Genomic DNA, 17,070 nt, shown 5'->3' with positions numbered 1-17,070 from the left:
ACAAATCATAAAAATAGAAACATGGAGTTAAATCATATAAATTTGGTTGTGAAAGATGTTGATAAAGCAATCGAACTTTTCGGAAAGCATTTGGGTTTTGAACTAATTACCAATCGTAACAGCAAGATGGCCGTTATGCAGAATAATAGAAGCTTTGCACTGGTAATTTGGGGACAAGTCATGAACAATGAGGAGAGTATACCGGATTATCCCGCCAACTTTCACATTGGATTTTACCAAGAAGATGAGAGTGCGGTCTGTTCAATCTATGACAAAATAAAGGACGAGAAATTTCTCAAAATTGATAGTGAGCCCAAAAAGATGCGCAATACTTTTGGATTTTATTTTTACATTGAAAATCTGATGATTGAAATAAGCGTAAATCCCTTCTAATATTTTAGAAGAAAAGAGAGCACACAGGAATTAGCCGCAACATAGCAGCTGATCGTTTTATTGTCGGGAGAAAATCGCTAAAATTATCCGATATCAGCAAAATCAGTCCTGTTGGATAAGTTGGACTAGAACTCTTCCTTTTCATAACCTTTATGATCAATTTTAATAGTAGGCTACTGTATTCCCTTTTCCAACTTTAAAAAAAATATTATATTTGCAAAATACTTGACTAATCAAATATAATACAAATATAAAATGGAAGAAATAAGTATAATTCTCAATATTTTAAAAGTTCAATCCGTCATTACGAAAAAGTTTGACGGTTTAAGCCTGCATGGTATTAGCCTTACTGACTATATGATCCTGTATACTTTAAGTAATGCACCTGGTAATCGTTTAAAAAGAATTGATCTTGCTGAAAATACGGGGTTAACTGCCTCCGGTATTACGCGGATTATTTTACCAATGGAGAAAATGGGACTTGTAGAGAAAGAAAATAGTGATAGGGATGCGAGGGTGAGCTATGTAAAACTAACTTCTGCCGGAGAAAGAATTTTTACAGAAGCTACCACTACAGCGGAGTACATCTCCAAAAAACTATTAAACGGAATTGTAACAGAAAACTTGAGTGTTTTCGCCGGACAACTGAAAATTTTAGGAGGTGATCTTTAAATTTAATGAATGCGCATGGACAAAAAGTACAGAAAGAAATTAAACACTGAGTTTTTAGAGATGAAACCGTTAATGGGTGTATTGACTATTCTGAATAATGCAGAAAATAAAATATTTATCAAAGAGAGTACTAATTTAAAAGCGCTTTCTAACAGAATACGGTTTGAACTGAACAACGGAAAATTTGATAACAGGAACTTACAGTCCGATTGGATCCGGCTAGGAGAGGAGAGTTTCGTTTTTGAAAATGCGATCATTGTTCCATGGGAAGAGAACAAATTCATAGACTATAAAAAGAAGTTGCAGAAAGCTAGAAATGATCTGCAAGAAGAGCAAATCAAAGCCAAAAATATATACTGATATGGGAAGCAACACCTATTTATATCCAACTTACGAAGCCGGCCGGGATCTTATGTTAAAAAATATTCAAGGAGCAATCGTAAATTTAAATCTGATACATTTAAAGGAAATTGCTGATTATTCCGAATTTCCTGAAATTGCACCTGCCAGCGAAATTTCGGGTTACGAAGCTTTTATGCTCTATATAGACCTTGCCAAACCTTTTGTAGAGCAGGGTGGCGGAGAGATTCTTTTCATTGGAAAAGGAGACCGCTTTTTGATAGGTCCTCAGGACGAACAGTGGGATATCTGTATGCTGGTCAGACAAAGAAGTGTATCGGATTTTTTTGCTTTCGAGCAGAATCCGGATTATATGAAGATTACAGGTCATCGTGTCGCTGCCATATTGGATTCAAGACTTTTACCCTTAGAGATCACACTGTAGTAAATTATTTATGGGATATATCGAGCTAAAAAATGCTACCATCTATTATGAAGTATTTGGAGCTGAAAACAACGAAACTATCGTACTCATCAGTGGGTTAAACACACAAATGACCCGTTGGGAACTTCCATTTTGTAATAAGCTTGCAGAAGAAGGATTTCGCGTGATCTGCTTTGACAACAGAGACTGTGGAAAAAGTACTTTTACTACCTATGATAGCAACGACAGCTATAGCTTTTCCTTGAATGATTTTCTACAGCATCCAGAAAAATATCCTGCCCCTTATTCTTTATTGGTTATGGCAGATGATATAAAAGATTTGCTGCATTCACTTGGCATCCGGAGCGCAAATATTGTAGGGCGTTCAATGGGTGGCATCATAGCACAGCTATTTGCATCACGGTATCCGGAAATGACTCAGACACTGACTTTATTGATGTCTTCAAGCTTTAATCCTGCTCTTCCGAAGCCTGATGATGCCTTGGTAAAAAAAATGACCAGCTCATCTGTTAATTTCGAAGATAACCGGGAAGCCTATTTGAAAGAAAAAATAGGCTTCATGAAAGCTATTTACGGCAGCAGATATATCCTCAATGAGGAAAAAGAGCAGGCGCTAATTATTGAAGATGAAATCCGAAAATCTTCTTCGGTAAGACCTTATCGCCAAATAGTCGCCCTCGTAACTTATATATTTAATCCGAATGTTCTTATTGATATTCAGGCGCCTACTATAGTGATACATGGGAACGAAGATCCGCTTTTCAGTATAGAACATGCGACCGATTTAAAAAATAATATATCCGGCTGTCAGCTGATCATAAAAAATGGTATGGGACACGCTATACCAGATTCACTGTTTCCGTCGCTGGTGAAAGACATTTCAAATTTTATTGCTAAAACATAATGAAACATCATTATCAAAATGTAAGTAATAACGGTGAGATGTATGGTTTGGAACCCATTGCCATTGATCATGATATGTGTTACTATACTATTCCATAGGTTGGTCAGAATAACTCCTGGAGAAACGGCATTTACTCTTATTGGGGCAAGTTCCACAGCGGCTGCTCTCACCAGACCGTTGATCGCACCGCATATTCCTTTAATTTCTTTTGTTTTTTCAATTTTGATAAAGTAAATACTAAGAAAACAATAGAATTGTTAACTTCAACGGGGCCAATAAGTAGATTACTAAATTAAGGTTTTATAGTGAGCAAATTTTTGGATTTATTATTGGAACTATAAAAATAGAGTTGGTCTGTAGCCAACTCTATTTTTTGGACATACGAGTTAGTGAAGGTGGTGATATCTACGCATATTCGAACTATCCTTTTCAATATTGCATACAAGCTCGGTTCCGAATATATTGAAATGACTGCCATGATTCTGCCATTTATTTTCAACGAACAATGAAATGCCTATAGCATCGTTATTCTAAATAGTTATGGTATCTGAAAAGTTATCTATTTTTACTTAAAAATAGTATCATCAAAACTAATTATGCATTTTACTATCGCTTTAACAATGGACACTCGGGCTGAAACCAAGTCCCATATTCTAACGAATCTTTCAATCTATTTGAATGAATCTTTTAAAGACAAAGATTATGGCGCTGATCTTCTAAATTATACATTGGGTTTTACCAGTGTTTTAGCTCCAGAAGGATATGGGCATTTCTTCGAGAAGAAGAAGCCATTATATGTTTCGGATAGAACAACGAAGAATAGATTTACAGGCGAGAAGCATCATATGTACAGACTATTCATAGATGGTATTGTAATTGGGCCTGATGAATATGAAGATTTTGTCTCGGGAACTGATCCTAATAGTTTGGAAATCATTAAAGCCAAAATATTAGAATCTTTATCCAGTTTGGACCAACTACCTAAAAAGGTGAAAGATTTTGATAAAGAAAGATTCAGAATAGATATGAAGAACCTACTTGAGCACACAGATGATAATCATATCATTTCTTTTCGACCTTAAATACCAGACCGCAAACAATCGCGATAAAGGAATATGTCAGTACAAGCTCAAGGTGAATAGTTTTCAAAATAAGATAAGATAAGATGTTAAACAATTGCCAATAACTGTAAGAGATATCAAAATAGGTTTTACCCATTTTATATTCACCCTGTAATTGGACTTGCAAATAAAATCGGCAGTGCTAGTTAAGCAGCTTTTTTAATTTTTTGCTCTTTGTTATTAAATTGCTCAATTGTAAGATTTCCCAATGTGGAGTGACGACGTTCTCGATTATACCAGATTTCTATGTATTCGAATAGTTCTGCTTTCATCTGATTCCTGGTAATCAACTTATTACCGTAAATCTGCTCGGATTTTAGCGTTTTGAAGAAGCTTTCTGCTACTGCATTATCCCAGCAATTACCTTTTCTACTCATACTTCTTGTTATGATTTTATAGGAATCTAACGTGTTACTAAATTTTTCACATGCATATTGTACGCCACGGTCCGAATGAAAAATTAGACCAGGAGACAGTTTACGGTGCTTAATTGCCATTTTCCAAGCTGCCAATGAAGTTTCTTCAGTTTTCATCCCATCACTGATACTCCAACCAATACATTTGCGGTCATATAAATCCAGAATGGTGGTTAGATATAAAAAACCTTCTTTGGTATGGATGTAAGTAATATCAGATACCCAGACTTTTGAAGGCTCTGAAGCTTTGAAATTTCGGTCTAATACATTGTCCATTATTTTATGTGCGTGTTTTGAATCGGTTGTAGCTTTAAATTTCTTGCCTATTTTACTCCGTAGCCCCATATTTTTCATATACTTAGCGACTGTATTTCTAGAAACTTTAATTCCATCATCCAACAGCTCCGCAGTTATTCTAGGACTGCCATACCGTTGTTTCTTATCGAAATAAATAGCCTTTATCTTGTCCTCCAGATTGCTACATTTCCTGCTTTTTGTCTGTTGGGACCGTTTTTGCCAAGCATAATAGCTTCTAGATCCAACGCCCATAACTTTACACATCTTTTCAATCGAATATAGCCCCTGATGTTGCTTGATAAAACTATATATTACCGATCGCTCTTGGAAAAGATGCCTATGGCCTTTTTTAGTATTTCTAGTTCCAGTTCTGAGTCTTTAAGTTTTTTTTCCAAGAAACTAATCCGCTCTTGTTCTGGCGTTTGCTTCATATTTCCATTCCCAGGGAAACTTCCTGATCCAAACTCTTCTGACTCTTTACGCCACTTATATAATTGGGCAGCAGAGATTCCCAACTCACGAGCTAGCTCAGAAAGATTTTTCCTGTTTTTACTTAATTCAACTGCTCGCTCTTTAAAAATGCGATCGTACTTTTTACGGACTTTAATCATTATTTCAAAATTAAGATATTTTATTGTTCTTAACTTGATCTGCCGACTAAGTTAGCAACTCCAGTGCCGTCCTTTTTGATAAAAGTGCTGTATCTAATACCAATCAGGCCGGTATATCCATACGGGGACGCAGTACACTATTTTCCAATGACGAGCCGCTGATCATTTTGGATAACTTTCCTTACTCAGGGGATATCAATGCAATCAATCCTAATGACATAGCATCGATATCTATACTCAAAGATGCTGGCGCTGCTTCGATATGGGGCGCGCGGGCGGGGAATGGTGTTATTGTAATCTCCACAAAAAAAGGAATAAAATCCACTGTGCCGCAGATTAATTTTGTAGCTAATTTAGCTTTAACAGCGAAGCCTGATCTTTATTATCCTGCACAGATGACCTCGTCAGAATTTATTGATTTTGAACGCTTTCTATATGAAAAAGGTCGGTACAATACAATTATAAATAACGGCTATGGAGAGATTTCGCCAGTAGTAACACTGCTTGAAAAGGAACGCAAAGGTGAAATTTCGCAGTCTACCTTAGAGCAAAATCTGCTCGATCTGAGCAAAATCGATTCCCGAAATGATCTGGAACGTTGGTACAGGGCAGGACTAAGGCAGCAATATGCACTAAACCTTCGTGGGGGATCGGATCGGTATACTTATTTCGGTTCATATGGCTACGATCGGGATCAGCAAACATTGACCACAGATAACAACCGCAGGCATAGTTTTAATTTTAACAGTTCATTGAAATTGGTAGATCGTTTGCTCAACTTGACCAATTTTATCCAATTCAGTGATCAACTGAGTAGAAACAATAGCCAATCATTTACGCCTAACTATCCTTACTTGGATCTGATCGGAGCTAGTGGCGAGGCACTGGCTGTAAGCGACGGCACACTAAATATGGCTTATGCTGCCAATCCCGGTAGTAACCAACTATTGGATTGGTCATATCGGCCTTGGAACGAAAATAATGCCAATTACAGCGCCGCGACACAAAGTATACGGATTGGCGCTGGCCTTGAAATAAAACCTTTTGATTGGCTGACCGGTAAAGCTGAATATATGCTACAACGCAGCAATAGCCAGAATGAGCTCTTATACGGGAAGGATTCATACTATGTACGAAATATGGTTAATACCTATAGTCATTTAGATCCTTTAAAGAATACCCTGATAAGACCTGTTCCCTGGGGAGATATGTTGGATCAGACTAGCTTGAATACAGTTTCTAAAAGTTTTAGGACTTCATTGACGGTAGATAAGTGGATTGGTAGAAAGCACAGTATCAATGGGATATTAGGCTGGGAAATCAGGGATGATAATGCCTCACGGTATAGAAATTATTTTTATGGCTTTAATGAAGAGACAAGAGTAAATCAGAATGCAGCCATAGACTATGTTTCTACCTATCCTTTTTGGTATGGAAATGGAAGTGGCCGCATTCCAAATAACGATAATAGTATAGCAAGTGTAGATCGCTTCCTGTCTTATTTCTTTAATGGTAGCTACTCGTATGACAACAAGTATATACTCTCCGTCAGCGCAAGAAAGGATGAATCCAATTTATTCGGCGTAAAATCTAATCAGCGGGGTGTACCACTATGGTCTGTTGGTGGACGGTGGAATGCGATCAATCACTCGCGTAGTGAAAGAAAACTGCTGAGCCGACTGGCGCTCCGGTCTAGTTTTGGCTATAGCGGTAATGTCGATCGTTCGCTTTCTGCTTATCTAACGGCTCAGCCCTCGGTGGGGCTGACTCCTTGGAACGCGAATAATCTGACCGTAGTCAATCCGCCAAATCCTTCCTTAAGATGGGAAAAGGTTAAAAATTGGAATATGGGACTCGACCTGGCCCTATACAATGATATTCTGGAATTGACAGCGGACTATTTTATCAAGGACGGACTGGATTTGATGGGGACATCGCTGCTTGCGCCGCAGACAGGTGTTACGCAATTTAGAGGAAATACGGCCAGCACACGGACGCAGGGGCTGGATCTCATATTGAAGTCGATATTGAATTTTAATAAAGTGAAATGGACAATGAGCCTGCAGCCGAGCTTTATGCATAGTAAGGTGATTAAAAACTACGTGGGCAACCGAACCAACGCATCCATTGCTTCCAATAACAGAGAAAATCCACAAGAAGGCTATCCTTATTTTGCCTTGTTTTCTTTTCAATGGGCAGGGCTTGATGGCATGGGTAATCCACAGGGTATTAAGGATGGACAACCAAGTATTGACTATGCCTCATTGCTAAATGCGAATGATCTCGGGCAGCTGATCTATCATGGTTCGCTATCACCAACCAGCTATGGAAATTTTATGCATACCATCAATTATCGCAACTTTAATCTGTCTTTCAATCTGGTGTATAAGTTTGGCTATTATTTTAGACGGAATAACGTATTTAACGGAAGCAGTGTAAGTTATCGGCAGGAGGGATTCTCGGACAGATGGCAGGAACAAGGGGACGAAAATGCAACTTTCATTCCCTCGCTCAGCTATCCTTTGAATAATAATCGCGGTACATTCTTCAATCTTTCGGAAAGGCTGGTTGAGCCTGCAGATCATATTCGGTTAAAGGATATTCGAATTGGCTACAGTTTTAGTCAGCTTCCTGCGGGAATAAAAAGCCTTGAACTGTTTGGTACGGTGACCAATGTGGGATTGTTATGGAAGCGTACTAAGGTAAGGCAAGACCCTGACTTTAATAATATTATACCAGCTCCTAAGATTATTCTATTGGGCGCTAATCTGAACATAAATTAACTTTTAATGCTATGAAAAAGCGTTTTATATATCTACTGTTTAGCCTGATCATGTTTTCATCCTGCCGCAAAGATTTTCTTGATATGAAGCCTAGTTCTTCAATCGTACAGCCAGCCACATTGGAGGATATGGAAGGGCTGCTGGAAAACTACGGCGTCATGAATACGATAACTCCAGCTTTGGGACAGCTCTCTAGCGATGAATATTTTATCGTCGATCAAAAAGCTTGGGAAGGCACGCTGACACAAACCGAAAGACGGGCCTATGTCTGGGAAAAGGATATTTACAATGGTGATATCAATATCATGGATTGGAATAAGCCTTATGCTGCTATTTTTTATGCCAATAACATTATTACACAAATGAGTAAGCTGTCTTCTGTAAAGGATACTAGGCGCTACAATAATTTACTGGGTTGGGCTTACTTCGCTCGGTCGTATGCTTACTATGAGCTTTCACGTAATTTCTGTAAGTATTACGATGTCAATACAGCAAATGGAGATTTGGGCCTTCCCTTGAAGCTTTCGCCCAATGTGGACGAAGTAGTACAACGATCTACGCTAGAAGAAACGTACAAATTGATATTGACTGATCTTGAAAAAGCAACTCAGCTATTGGATGCCAACGATTATATTGCTAAACGAAACCATGCTTCAAAAGCCTCGTGCTACGCACTCGCGGCACGGATAATGCATGCGATGGGAAATTACTCACAGGCCTTACTATATGTGGATAGCACACTTTCTATCCATAATAATTTGGTGGATTACAACACGGTAAGCCTAAGTAGCCAAACGCCATTCACCTATGTCATGGACGAAGTGATCTACTTTTCAACACAGGTAAATAATTATGCCGGTACAACGGGCTATCTCAACCGTACTGCAATAGGAGTGGACAATCAGCTTATCGGAATGTATGAACCTGATGACCTACGAAAAGAGGTTTATTTTATGAAAAACAACCTCGGTAATTATAATGTTAAGCGTGGTTATCTCGGAGGCGGATCCTATCCGTTTACGGGGCTGGCTACAGATGAAATGTATCTCATCAAAGCTGAGTGCCTTGTGCGGTCGGGGAAAGATGAATCTGCAATTGAAGTGATGAATGACCTTTTGGTCAAGCGCTACTCAATAGGCAAATACAAAGCAATCGAATCCACGGATAACAAATTATTGTTAGCACTGATCTTGGACGAGCGAAGAAAAGAATTGGTGTGGCGTGGGCTGCGCTGGACTGACATCAAACGCTTAAATAAAGAGGGGGGAGGAATCGAGCTCAAGCGACAACTGGGGGATAAAAACTACACATTATCGGCCAATAGCAGCCGATACGTATTTCCTATTCCAGACGATGAGATTGCTTTTAGTCACATTATCCAAAATGAACGTTAAAAACCATGAGAACGAGGAGAAATTTAAATATATATACCTGCATGTTGATTTTATTGGCATCGGTGACTGTCGCAAAAGGACAGGTGAAATTTGTCATCCCACAATTTACATCTACGCAGGCTTCTGATTCTATCATTTTATATACTGCTCACGATTACCTTACACGGGGTATCGAGGAACCGTCGAATAAAAAAGTCTGGAAATTGTCCATAGGGAATAAGTTTTCATTGGATCTCGGTCAGGAATACAGTTTCCTTGTTATCCAAAATGAAAGATTTACAAATAGGAACAGACCATTATTGGTCAAAAATGGTCTGGAAATTTATCTATCTATTGATTCTACGGGTAGGATATCATTGGCAAAAGGGCAGTCTAAATTGGTCGAATGCCAACTAAAATTTGAACAACTGTCGAAATATCCTAGATCCAAAAATATTAAGTCAACGAAGAATGATGTAGACAATCTTCTTGACGCAAGAAATTATAACCGTAGTCGAATGGATTCTATTCTAAGTGCCTACGCGCTATACCTTTCAGAAGCGGAAAGAGAGATGTTAAGGGGAAATTGTGCTGCGGGTATCGATTTGGCGCTTTTTTCTTTTTTGGGCCACATAAATTCTGACAACGATATAATAGCATATGCATATAACATGTTTCAGCAAATTGTGCAAGACAGCATTGGGACACATTACGAAGAAAAGTCATTTTTTCCAGCTTTAATCGGCTATTATAATTTTGTCCGTGAGGTCAATGATCTTAAATTCAAAAGGAGCTTATATGGACAGAAATTTATCTTTAAGGATCTTTATAATCAGATAAAAGCAAAAACAATAGGGGTCGTCAGGGATCGTGCAGTGACGGAATGCATACTTAAGGAAATCCAGTATGATCAGTTTCCAATTGATTATCTGGATAGCGCGCTCGTGTTCATGAAAGACAGTGTAAGTAGAATGATGATATTGGCTCAAAAGGAAAGTAGGGCAATAGGTAAAAGGATATATCCTTTTGCGTTTGAAGATGTCAAAGGCCGAAATATAGGGTTGGACGATCTCAAGGGAAAAGTTGTTGTGATCGATTTTTGGTTTAATGGATGCTTGGGCTGTGCAAAATTAGGAGAAGCAATGGAGGATGTAATCGAAAAATTTCATGCGGGAAATGTAATTTTTCTGAGCGTCAATGTTGATAAGAAGAGAAATAATTGGATAAAAGGTATAAATACTGGAATATATACTTCTCCATATAGTCTAAATGTTTATACCAATGGACTTGGAAAGAATCATCCATTTCTATTGAATTATAAATATCGGTCCTTTCCTCAATTGATGATAGTGGACCGACATGGTAAATTGGTAACGACCAATGCAACCAGGCCATTCGGAGATGAAAGGAGAGAGGAATTAATAACGACAATTGAAAATCTTTTGAAATAATACTTTATGAAAAATCGTATTATCGGAACAAAGCCCAGCATTAAGCTGGGCTTCGTCACGTAATTACATACAGTAATTTCGCGTTTAAACCAAATTAGCGCGTATAGCTACCGGAATCGTTGCTCTCGTAAGTAATCTGGCTGCTGATGCTGGGATCATTTTGTGCATCATCCCAAGTAAATCCGTCTGGAATTGGGTTGTCTGTTCCGACAACACATTTTGGTTCCATAAAAGATTCACAGTTGGCAGTTTCATCTAATGGCCCGGTTATTTCGAGGTAAGTTTGAGAAACCTCGTCGTACCCATAAAAATGATTTGCCAATTTTTTATCAGCTTTAACCGCTGTTGTAAACGACTGCGTCAATATCGCGCCGCCTAGCAATGCTACTCCCAGTAGCAACTTCCCATATTTTTTGATTTTTTCCACGGGATTAAATTTTAAAATGTTTATAATTTTGTTCTTTTCAGAGCATAGAGTCCAGCTATCAGCCATATGATATTAAAGGCGATATGCGTTTTCCAGCCCATTGATTCGATAACACCACCACAATGACAAAGCTTTTTCTCTGCAAACATGACCATCAGACTAAGGTATATTGTAAATACACCCATTAATAATGTCGATGCCCACAGTGCGGAGCGCTTTACCCAATATACAGGGATAATTAACAGTACAGCCAGCGCAACCTCCAAAGAGGGGATGCCATAGCCGATCGCTTTCGCATACTGACCTAGATGGGGGATCTTACTATTGCCTTTAATGAAGGTGGCCATATTCATAAACTTGGCCCACCCCGTGTACATATACATAAAGACATAACCATAGATGATCATATCAGGCAAGCGAAAATAAATCCAGCGTGCAGTCCGGCGGATTAAACTACCGCGTTTTGTGGAGCTCGTAGGGTGATCCTGTTGATATGCTGAAATATTGATGCGCTTTTCCATAAGCTTGTACGTATTGCTGTTGTATCTTTTTGGTGTTCTGCGGAGCCACCTGCCCATAACAGATGGGTTTCCTGGTTAGTCTTGCTGCTTACCGGCATCGCGGGAATAAGGCAAATTTTCTTTTGTACTGTTTCATAACGTTTGTTTTTTATTGGAGCTTTCGGATGGCAGCCTCACCTGTACATGTTACTTTCTTCGATTAAGCTTGATGGCATTGATCTGCTGCATCCAACCGCTATTACAAAGTTCTAAAGCAATACCTGTTATATTTTGGGATTTGGAGCACTATGTTTTGGAATTGAAATACCAATATTTTGGTATTTCAGTCCCAATAAATTGGTGTTCAAGTCCCAATAAATTGTACTCGTTAGTATTCCCTTTCACGCAAAATACGTCTCAGCAGTTCGATACTGATCCCCATAAACCGTGCAAGCTCTTTTTGTGTAATGTGCGAAAGTATGTCAGGGTATTTGTCAAAAACAAAATCGTACTTATCCTCATTATGGATCGAAAGCAGCTTGTGCCTATAGTCGAGATAGACCTGCTGCTTTTCCTTGAGATTGGCGTAGAGGTAAAAGACTTTGGGGTTGTGTGCATTAATTTCCTCGAGTTGCCGGAGCGAAGTGCGATAGGTGCGGCAATCACTTAGTGCTGTAAACTGATAAGCGTGCCTTTGGTTGGGGATCATCAGCGATTCGCCCCCGATGGCGTAGCGCACAGGGCAGGTTTTTTCATACTTTCCAAAAATTCCGTCAACGATCAGATACAGGTCGCCCCAGTCATTGATCAATTGCTCCCCCTTAATAAATCGCTCTTCTTCAAAAGCTGTTTTTAGTTCTGGAATTTCCTTCTGCCAGTCGGGATAAATTTCTTTAAAAAAGGGATTTAGTAGGTCTTCTTTACTTCTCTTCATTGTTTAGTTTATGTTGGCATTTTTACTATAAAAAAAGAAATAGGCAATATACGGATTCTCGACAGGCATATTTTTCTTTGGGATATACGACCTAAATGCAGGGGTGAAATGCACAATAGGGTGGTGAACGACACTTGTGGCCATGATACTGAAGCGCATTGACTTTGGAACCCTCTTTTTGGCTCTGTCTCCCATAAATTTTTTCTGCTGGCGAGATTCGGCATCTTTGTTTATCAGCTGATGAATGAATAACCCGATCGTACGATGGAACAGGAGAGATTCGACCTGTATCTTTCGAATCAAAAAAATCAATTGTAAAATGGAAAATGAATTGCAAGTAAATGAAGCAACGATTTTCGAAGGTTATACAGTCTTTGAACTGTTTGCTGACGAACCGATTTTTGGCGACCTTGAAGACGATAAGTGCTGGATCGGATCGCTGTAACCTCAATCATTAATCTCTCGGCCCATCGGAATAACCATCTATGGGCCGATACTAAGCTTCATTTATGAATAATCAAAAAAAAATCGAACTGCAGCGTCTTATGTGGATGGCTAATGTGCAGGCCTTCTATCCCGATAAAATGACGGCCGAACTCCAAACAGGATATCAGCGTTGGCAGGAGCATAGGCAGACCTTCCAGCGACTATATGTCGAGCAGCAGCCCGAGACTAAGGAGATTGTGGTGGATAAGCTGGAAACCTTGCACCCCGGGATTTTGTTCACTTTTCATTTTGGCCCTTATAGGCTGCTGCCGCGCTTACTGGTGGCTGCTGGATACCGCCTAACGCTTTTGGTCTCTGCTACGGTGTTGGAGCGCGAGCAGGAGAGCTATCGGTTGATGCTTAGTCGAATGGGACTATCTCCTGAACATTTCGAATGCCTGGATGCGGGTGACCCGCTGGTCTTGCGCAAGTTGTTACATGCTGTGGCAATGGATCGGATAGTGCTGGTTTTTCTCGATGCCAATGAGTCATCAGTGAAAATGCAGGAAAAGGAGCGCGCAGGCCGTTTGCGTGTGCCTTTTGGCGGTAGTTACTTTTATTGGCGTAGCAATCTGCTCAAACTGGCACATCGTTATGACCTGCCTGTACAAGCGATCCATCTCAAACCCGATGGAGCGGGTACAACTCAAAGCTGGCAGTTAGCCGAACCAAAGGTTATTTTAAACGGTGGCAGCAAAACTCCGGAGGCTTTGCTGGAGGCTCTTACAAGTTTACAGCAGACTTTTCAGGAGATGATCGATCTAGATTGGACAGCTTGGGAAAACTGGGCACTCATACATCATTATCTGGAAGCTGACAGTAAAAATACACGGGGATTAACCAGACAAGGCGGGTGGATGTTTCCTTTTTCTTTTACAGATAAAGCTTATCTGTTTGACTTGTTTAATAAGAGATTTTACGAAATTATTGCTAATAAGGAAAAGTTTAATTAATTTAGTTAATATACGAACCTTTACCGTGATGAGTGTATTTTCTTTTCAATCTATTTCTTTTAGGAGTCTTTATGTCAGATGGTTTGTCGGAATCATCGTATGGCTTATTATACTGTGGTTTGCCGAATTTAGGGTGTTAATACATCATCCAGCTTATATCTTCTTTCTTTACGCGTTGCCGTATTTGTTCTATTACAGCGTATGCTTTCTGATTTTTCACAACATTTGGCGGCATGGGTATGGAAAATGGCTTGTGCTTTTACCATGTATGGTCTTGCTGCTGGCGGTATACGATATTGTAAAATTATATTTATATGATCTTCTCCCCAGTTGGGACGTTGTATTTTTCTATCCTTGGAAAGAGGGGGACGAGCAGAAGCTAATGCGCAAAATTGTTCGGGGGCTATTACTTGCCACTATCTACCTGCTCGTCGATCATTTAATTTCGCGTATCAGGGTAAATGGGACCGAAACCCAGCAGCTACAACGCACGTTAGATAATATTTCGAATAGTAATTTGCTCTCTGGTCATTTTTTGCGCCGATTATTTGATATGGCCGTACAGGGTAAGATAGCTTTTGATCTAAAAGTGATGGACTTTTTTCAATATGTAATCAACAAGATGGCACTGCGCGACACTCTGGTGAGCCTGGACGAAGAGTGGCGCTACCTCAGACAGCTGATAGAAATGTCGGTACACCACAGATTTGAAATTAAAGGTGTTGAAAATATACCGGCCTGGCTTTGGAACAGGTCGGTACCGACACTTACTTTGATGACCTGGATCGAAAATGCAACAGAGTATAGCGCCAAAAATCAACTGATACTGCTCGAGTGGACCGTAATGGAGCATGCGGTGATCTTAAGAATATGTAACCGCATGGATAGGGAGTGCGTAAGCCGAGGTACAGGCCGGGGACTGGATCTTGTAAATCGTCTTTATGAGCCGCTCCGCCACCAAGGGTGCACCCTGCAGTATCGCATTGAAGATGAGGCCTGTTTTGTAGTTGAATTGAAATTTGATAAATAATTATGCCGAAGTATAGTATTGTGGTCATTGATGACCATAAAGCCGATTCTCAGAAAGTTGTTGAGCAGATCCTTAAGCTCAGGGAGATTGATCATATGGGTAATTTTGAGGATATTAAGGTGTTTAATAAAGGAAAAGAGGGACTCAATTATCTATTGCGCAATAAAGTTGATATTTTATTTCTCGACATCGAGATGCCGGATATTTCAGGCATGGAGCTGTATCGCATTTTACCTGCCGAGCTGCAGCCAGCATTGGTATTTGTGACCGCACATAGTCAGTTTGCCGTGGAGAGCTACAGGTACGATGCCTGTGACTACCTGATGAAGGAGGTAAGTTTTGAAGCAGTATTTCATGCATTGAACAAATGCCTGAAACGCTTGGGAATGCCGGTTATAGTAGCTCCGGAACTACAACGCGATTATTACACTTTCGAGATTAAAAATCTTCGCAAAAAGCGGATCTTATTCTTTAAAAATATTATCTATATGCAGTGCATAGACAATTACGTAGAGATCACCACAAGGGGGGAGCGTTTGACAGCTAGGGTCACTATGGAGGAAATAGAACAAAACATGCCACCCTCTTATTGTGTGCGCATCCATCGAGGATTTATCGTGAATCTCAACTTTGTACGTGAAATATCTGGTAAATATGTATATCTCACTGAAGGTACAGCTGAGGGATTGCCAATCGGACGGTCTAGACGGAAGAGTATAGCTGGTCTGACAAGAGAAAGAAGATGAAAAACTTTTTATAAACCCTAAATAAATCTGTATGCGTAAAAATCAGTACCTCAGGGGCTTTTCCATAAGCTCCGGGCATTCCTTTGTCCAAAAATTGATCTTGCTGGAACTACTGGCAGTAAAACGTCAGCTGGCTACCTATCTCGACTTGCGGGAGCAGCTAGAAGCGGAAAATGTCGTGCTTCGCGATGCGGAGTATGTCAAATCGCATGTCGGTATCTCCACCGAGACACTCTATCGGCTCCAGCGCGATGGCTATATCTGTGTGGCCAGACGGGAGCGCAATAAGCGTTATTATCGGGATGTGGATGTAGAGCGGCTGCGGCTTAGCTACCGAGGGTTGTAGTACCGCTCGATCAATTGATTTTTACCTGTACGCGGATTACTTTCTTCGGACGTCTCTCTTCTTGGGGAGGCGTTTTTTTGATTATACAATCGCTGTGCATTCTCCTTTGAACAGCTGGGCTAGGAATGAATATTTTTCTGCAATGGGGGCGGTATCTTATAGCAGTTCTCAAATAAACTATATTTTTGTAAATTGACCAATCAAATGCTAATGATGGATAGTTTAATCGATTATATCTTGCGATTTGGTCATCTCAATACGTCAGAGATCGCTTTAATCAAAGCAAGTGTTACGCAAATAGAATTGAAAAAGGGGGTATATTTTTCGGAGGCTGGGGCGATACCCCGGCAGGTGGGCTTTGTCGTGCAGGGCGTGCTAAGGGGCTGGTATTATAATCAGGACGGAGAAGATATCACGCGCTGTTTTATTGCAGAAAATAGCCTGGCGGCGGATTACCTTAATCTTGAATCGCACCAAATTTCGACCGAATATATTCAAGCTTGTACGGATTGCAAATTAATTGTTTTTTCAAAGGCACAATGGGAGGGATTATCCCATAGCATAGCCGGATGGGACATCATAAAAAATAAGATGGTTCAGCTATGTATGTATCAAAAGTCAAGAAAAGGCCCTGTTGTATCGCAGGATGCTTCTTCCAGATATCTTGAATTTTTGAAGAATTATCCAGAGGTCATGCTGCGGGTTCCGCTACGCTATATTGCCTCCTATCTGGGGGTGACGCAGCAATCCTTGAGCAGAATACGTAAAAATATCAGTTGATGCATTTTTTACCATTTGGTAAAGAAATTTTTTGGGGACTGTTATAATATTGCTTTCAGATTT

Annotated in this window: 20 protein-coding genes and 1 pseudogene; 15 read left to right on the top strand and 6 right to left on the bottom strand. The window is 39.8% G+C overall.

What is annotated here, in order from left to right; translation table 11 throughout:
- Window positions 1-21: 21 nt before the first annotated feature.
- The 5 genes from G6053_RS18215 to G6053_RS18195 all read left to right on the top strand — a co-directional run bounded on the left by G6053_RS18215 (window position 22) and on the right by G6053_RS18195 (window position 2,753).
- Window positions 22-393 carry a VOC family protein gene (locus tag G6053_RS18215; protein ID WP_108634404.1) on the top strand — a complete coding sequence of 124 codons (372 nt, stop codon included), beginning with the start codon at window positions 22-24 and terminating at the stop codon, window positions 391-393.
- Between the two features lie 255 nt (window positions 394-648).
- On the top strand, window positions 649-1,065 hold the full coding sequence (locus tag G6053_RS18210; protein WP_108634403.1) for a MarR family transcriptional regulator: 417 nt from the start codon (window positions 649-651) through the stop codon (window positions 1,063-1,065).
- A 9-nt stretch (window positions 1,066-1,074) separates the two neighbouring features.
- Window positions 1,075-1,425, top strand: coding sequence for a GIY-YIG nuclease family protein (locus tag G6053_RS18205; protein ID WP_165307693.1), 351 nt, complete (start codon window positions 1,075-1,077; stop codon window positions 1,423-1,425).
- Window position 1,426: 1 nt separating this feature from the next.
- On the top strand, window positions 1,427-1,849 hold the full coding sequence (locus G6053_RS18200; protein WP_165307692.1) for a DUF1330 domain-containing protein: 423 nt from the start codon (window positions 1,427-1,429) through the stop codon (window positions 1,847-1,849).
- 10 nt (window positions 1,850-1,859) lie between these two features.
- Window positions 1,860-2,753, top strand: a complete 894-nt coding sequence (locus G6053_RS18195; RefSeq protein WP_165307690.1) for an alpha/beta hydrolase — start codon at window positions 1,860-1,862, stop codon at window positions 2,751-2,753.
- Here the strand turns inward: G6053_RS18195 and G6053_RS31045 are convergent.
- Window positions 2,657-2,935 carry an SDR family oxidoreductase gene (locus G6053_RS31045; protein WP_346774527.1) on the bottom strand — a complete coding sequence of 93 codons (279 nt, stop codon included), beginning with the start codon at window positions 2,933-2,935 and terminating at the stop codon, window positions 2,657-2,659. The two genes, G6053_RS18195 and G6053_RS31045, sit on opposite strands and share 97 nt — an antisense overlap.
- A 438-nt stretch (window positions 2,936-3,373) precedes the next feature.
- On the opposite strand from G6053_RS31045, the gene G6053_RS18185 reads away from it, so the two are divergent.
- Window positions 3,374-3,835, top strand: a complete 462-nt coding sequence (locus tag G6053_RS18185) for a hypothetical protein (protein ID WP_165307688.1) — start codon at window positions 3,374-3,376, stop codon at window positions 3,833-3,835.
- 185 nt (window positions 3,836-4,020) lie between these two features.
- On the opposite strand, the gene G6053_RS18180 is transcribed toward G6053_RS18185, so the two are convergent.
- Together G6053_RS18180 and G6053_RS30660 are read right to left on the bottom strand one after the other, a co-directional pair.
- Complete coding sequence (locus G6053_RS18180; RefSeq protein WP_241255016.1) at window positions 4,021-4,887, bottom strand: IS3 family transposase; 867 nt, start codon at window positions 4,885-4,887, stop codon at window positions 4,021-4,023.
- A gap of 11 nt (window positions 4,888-4,898) precedes the next feature.
- On the bottom strand, window positions 4,899-5,198 hold the full coding sequence (locus G6053_RS30660) for a transposase (protein WP_070566721.1): 300 nt from the start codon (window positions 5,196-5,198) through the stop codon (window positions 4,899-4,901).
- A 104-nt stretch (window positions 5,199-5,302) separates the two neighbouring features.
- On the opposite strand from G6053_RS30660, the pseudogene G6053_RS18175 reads away from it, so the two are divergent.
- From G6053_RS18175 to G6053_RS18165, 3 genes and pseudogenes are all read left to right on the top strand, one after another.
- Window positions 5,303-7,981 (top strand): annotated as a pseudogene (locus G6053_RS18175) (TonB-dependent receptor plug domain-containing protein); the annotation flags it as partial.
- 11 nt (window positions 7,982-7,992) lie between these two features.
- Window positions 7,993-9,375, top strand: a complete 1,383-nt coding sequence (locus G6053_RS18170) for a RagB/SusD family nutrient uptake outer membrane protein (RefSeq protein WP_165307684.1) — start codon at window positions 7,993-7,995, stop codon at window positions 9,373-9,375.
- A 5-nt stretch (window positions 9,376-9,380) separates the two neighbouring features.
- Window positions 9,381-10,805 carry a TlpA disulfide reductase family protein gene (locus tag G6053_RS18165; protein WP_121125123.1) on the top strand — a complete coding sequence of 475 codons (1,425 nt, stop codon included), beginning with the start codon at window positions 9,381-9,383 and terminating at the stop codon, window positions 10,803-10,805.
- Window positions 10,806-10,899: 94 nt separating this feature from the next.
- Here the strand turns inward: G6053_RS18165 and G6053_RS18160 are convergent, their stop codons facing one another.
- From G6053_RS18160 to G6053_RS18150, 3 genes are all read right to left on the bottom strand, one after another.
- Window positions 10,900-11,232, bottom strand: coding sequence for a hypothetical protein (locus tag G6053_RS18160; protein ID WP_165307682.1), 333 nt, complete (start codon window positions 11,230-11,232; stop codon window positions 10,900-10,902).
- 20 nt (window positions 11,233-11,252) lie between these two features.
- Window positions 11,253-11,753, bottom strand: coding sequence for a DoxX family protein (locus G6053_RS18155; protein ID WP_165307680.1), 501 nt, complete (start codon window positions 11,751-11,753; stop codon window positions 11,253-11,255).
- Between the two features lie 367 nt (window positions 11,754-12,120).
- Window positions 12,121-12,666, bottom strand: a complete 546-nt coding sequence (locus G6053_RS18150; protein ID WP_121125126.1) for a hypothetical protein — start codon at window positions 12,664-12,666, stop codon at window positions 12,121-12,123.
- A gap of 244 nt (window positions 12,667-12,910) precedes the next feature.
- Here G6053_RS18150 and G6053_RS18145 point away from each other — a divergent pair, with 244 nt between their 5' ends.
- The 6 genes from G6053_RS18145 (at window position 12,911) to G6053_RS18120 (ending at window position 17,007) form a co-directional block, all read left to right on the top strand.
- The gene (locus G6053_RS18145; RefSeq protein ID WP_147430431.1) at window positions 12,911-13,111 is read left to right on the top strand and encodes a hypothetical protein; all 201 of its coding nucleotides are present in this window, start codon (window positions 12,911-12,913) and stop codon (window positions 13,109-13,111) included.
- 64 nt (window positions 13,112-13,175) lie between these two features.
- Window positions 13,176-14,105, top strand: coding sequence for a hypothetical protein (locus G6053_RS18140; RefSeq protein WP_121125128.1), 930 nt, complete (start codon window positions 13,176-13,178; stop codon window positions 14,103-14,105).
- Window positions 14,106-14,373: 268 nt separating this feature from the next.
- Window positions 14,374-15,135 (top strand): hypothetical protein, encoded by a 762-nt coding sequence (locus G6053_RS18135; RefSeq protein ID WP_206531767.1) that lies wholly within the window; start codon window positions 14,374-14,376, stop codon window positions 15,133-15,135.
- Window positions 15,136-15,137: 2 nt separating this feature from the next.
- Complete coding sequence (locus G6053_RS18130) at window positions 15,138-15,881, top strand: LytTR family DNA-binding domain-containing protein (protein ID WP_121125130.1); 744 nt, start codon at window positions 15,138-15,140, stop codon at window positions 15,879-15,881.
- Window positions 15,882-15,912: 31 nt separating this feature from the next.
- Window positions 15,913-16,227, top strand: a complete 315-nt coding sequence (locus tag G6053_RS18125; RefSeq protein WP_121125131.1) for a MerR family transcriptional regulator — start codon at window positions 15,913-15,915, stop codon at window positions 16,225-16,227.
- A 210-nt stretch (window positions 16,228-16,437) separates the two neighbouring features.
- Window positions 16,438-17,007 (top strand): Crp/Fnr family transcriptional regulator, encoded by a 570-nt coding sequence (locus G6053_RS18120; protein ID WP_241254761.1) that lies wholly within the window; start codon window positions 16,438-16,440, stop codon window positions 17,005-17,007.
- Window positions 17,008-17,070: the final 63 nt, after the last annotated feature.

Origin of the sequence: Sphingobacterium sp. DR205 (genome assembly GCF_011064245.1) — a bacterium.
Classification (GTDB): domain Bacteria; phylum Bacteroidota; class Bacteroidia; order Sphingobacteriales; family Sphingobacteriaceae; genus Sphingobacterium; species Sphingobacterium athyrii.
Note: the sequence above shows the minus strand (reverse complement) of the source record. Positions and strands in the feature narration are given on the sequence as shown.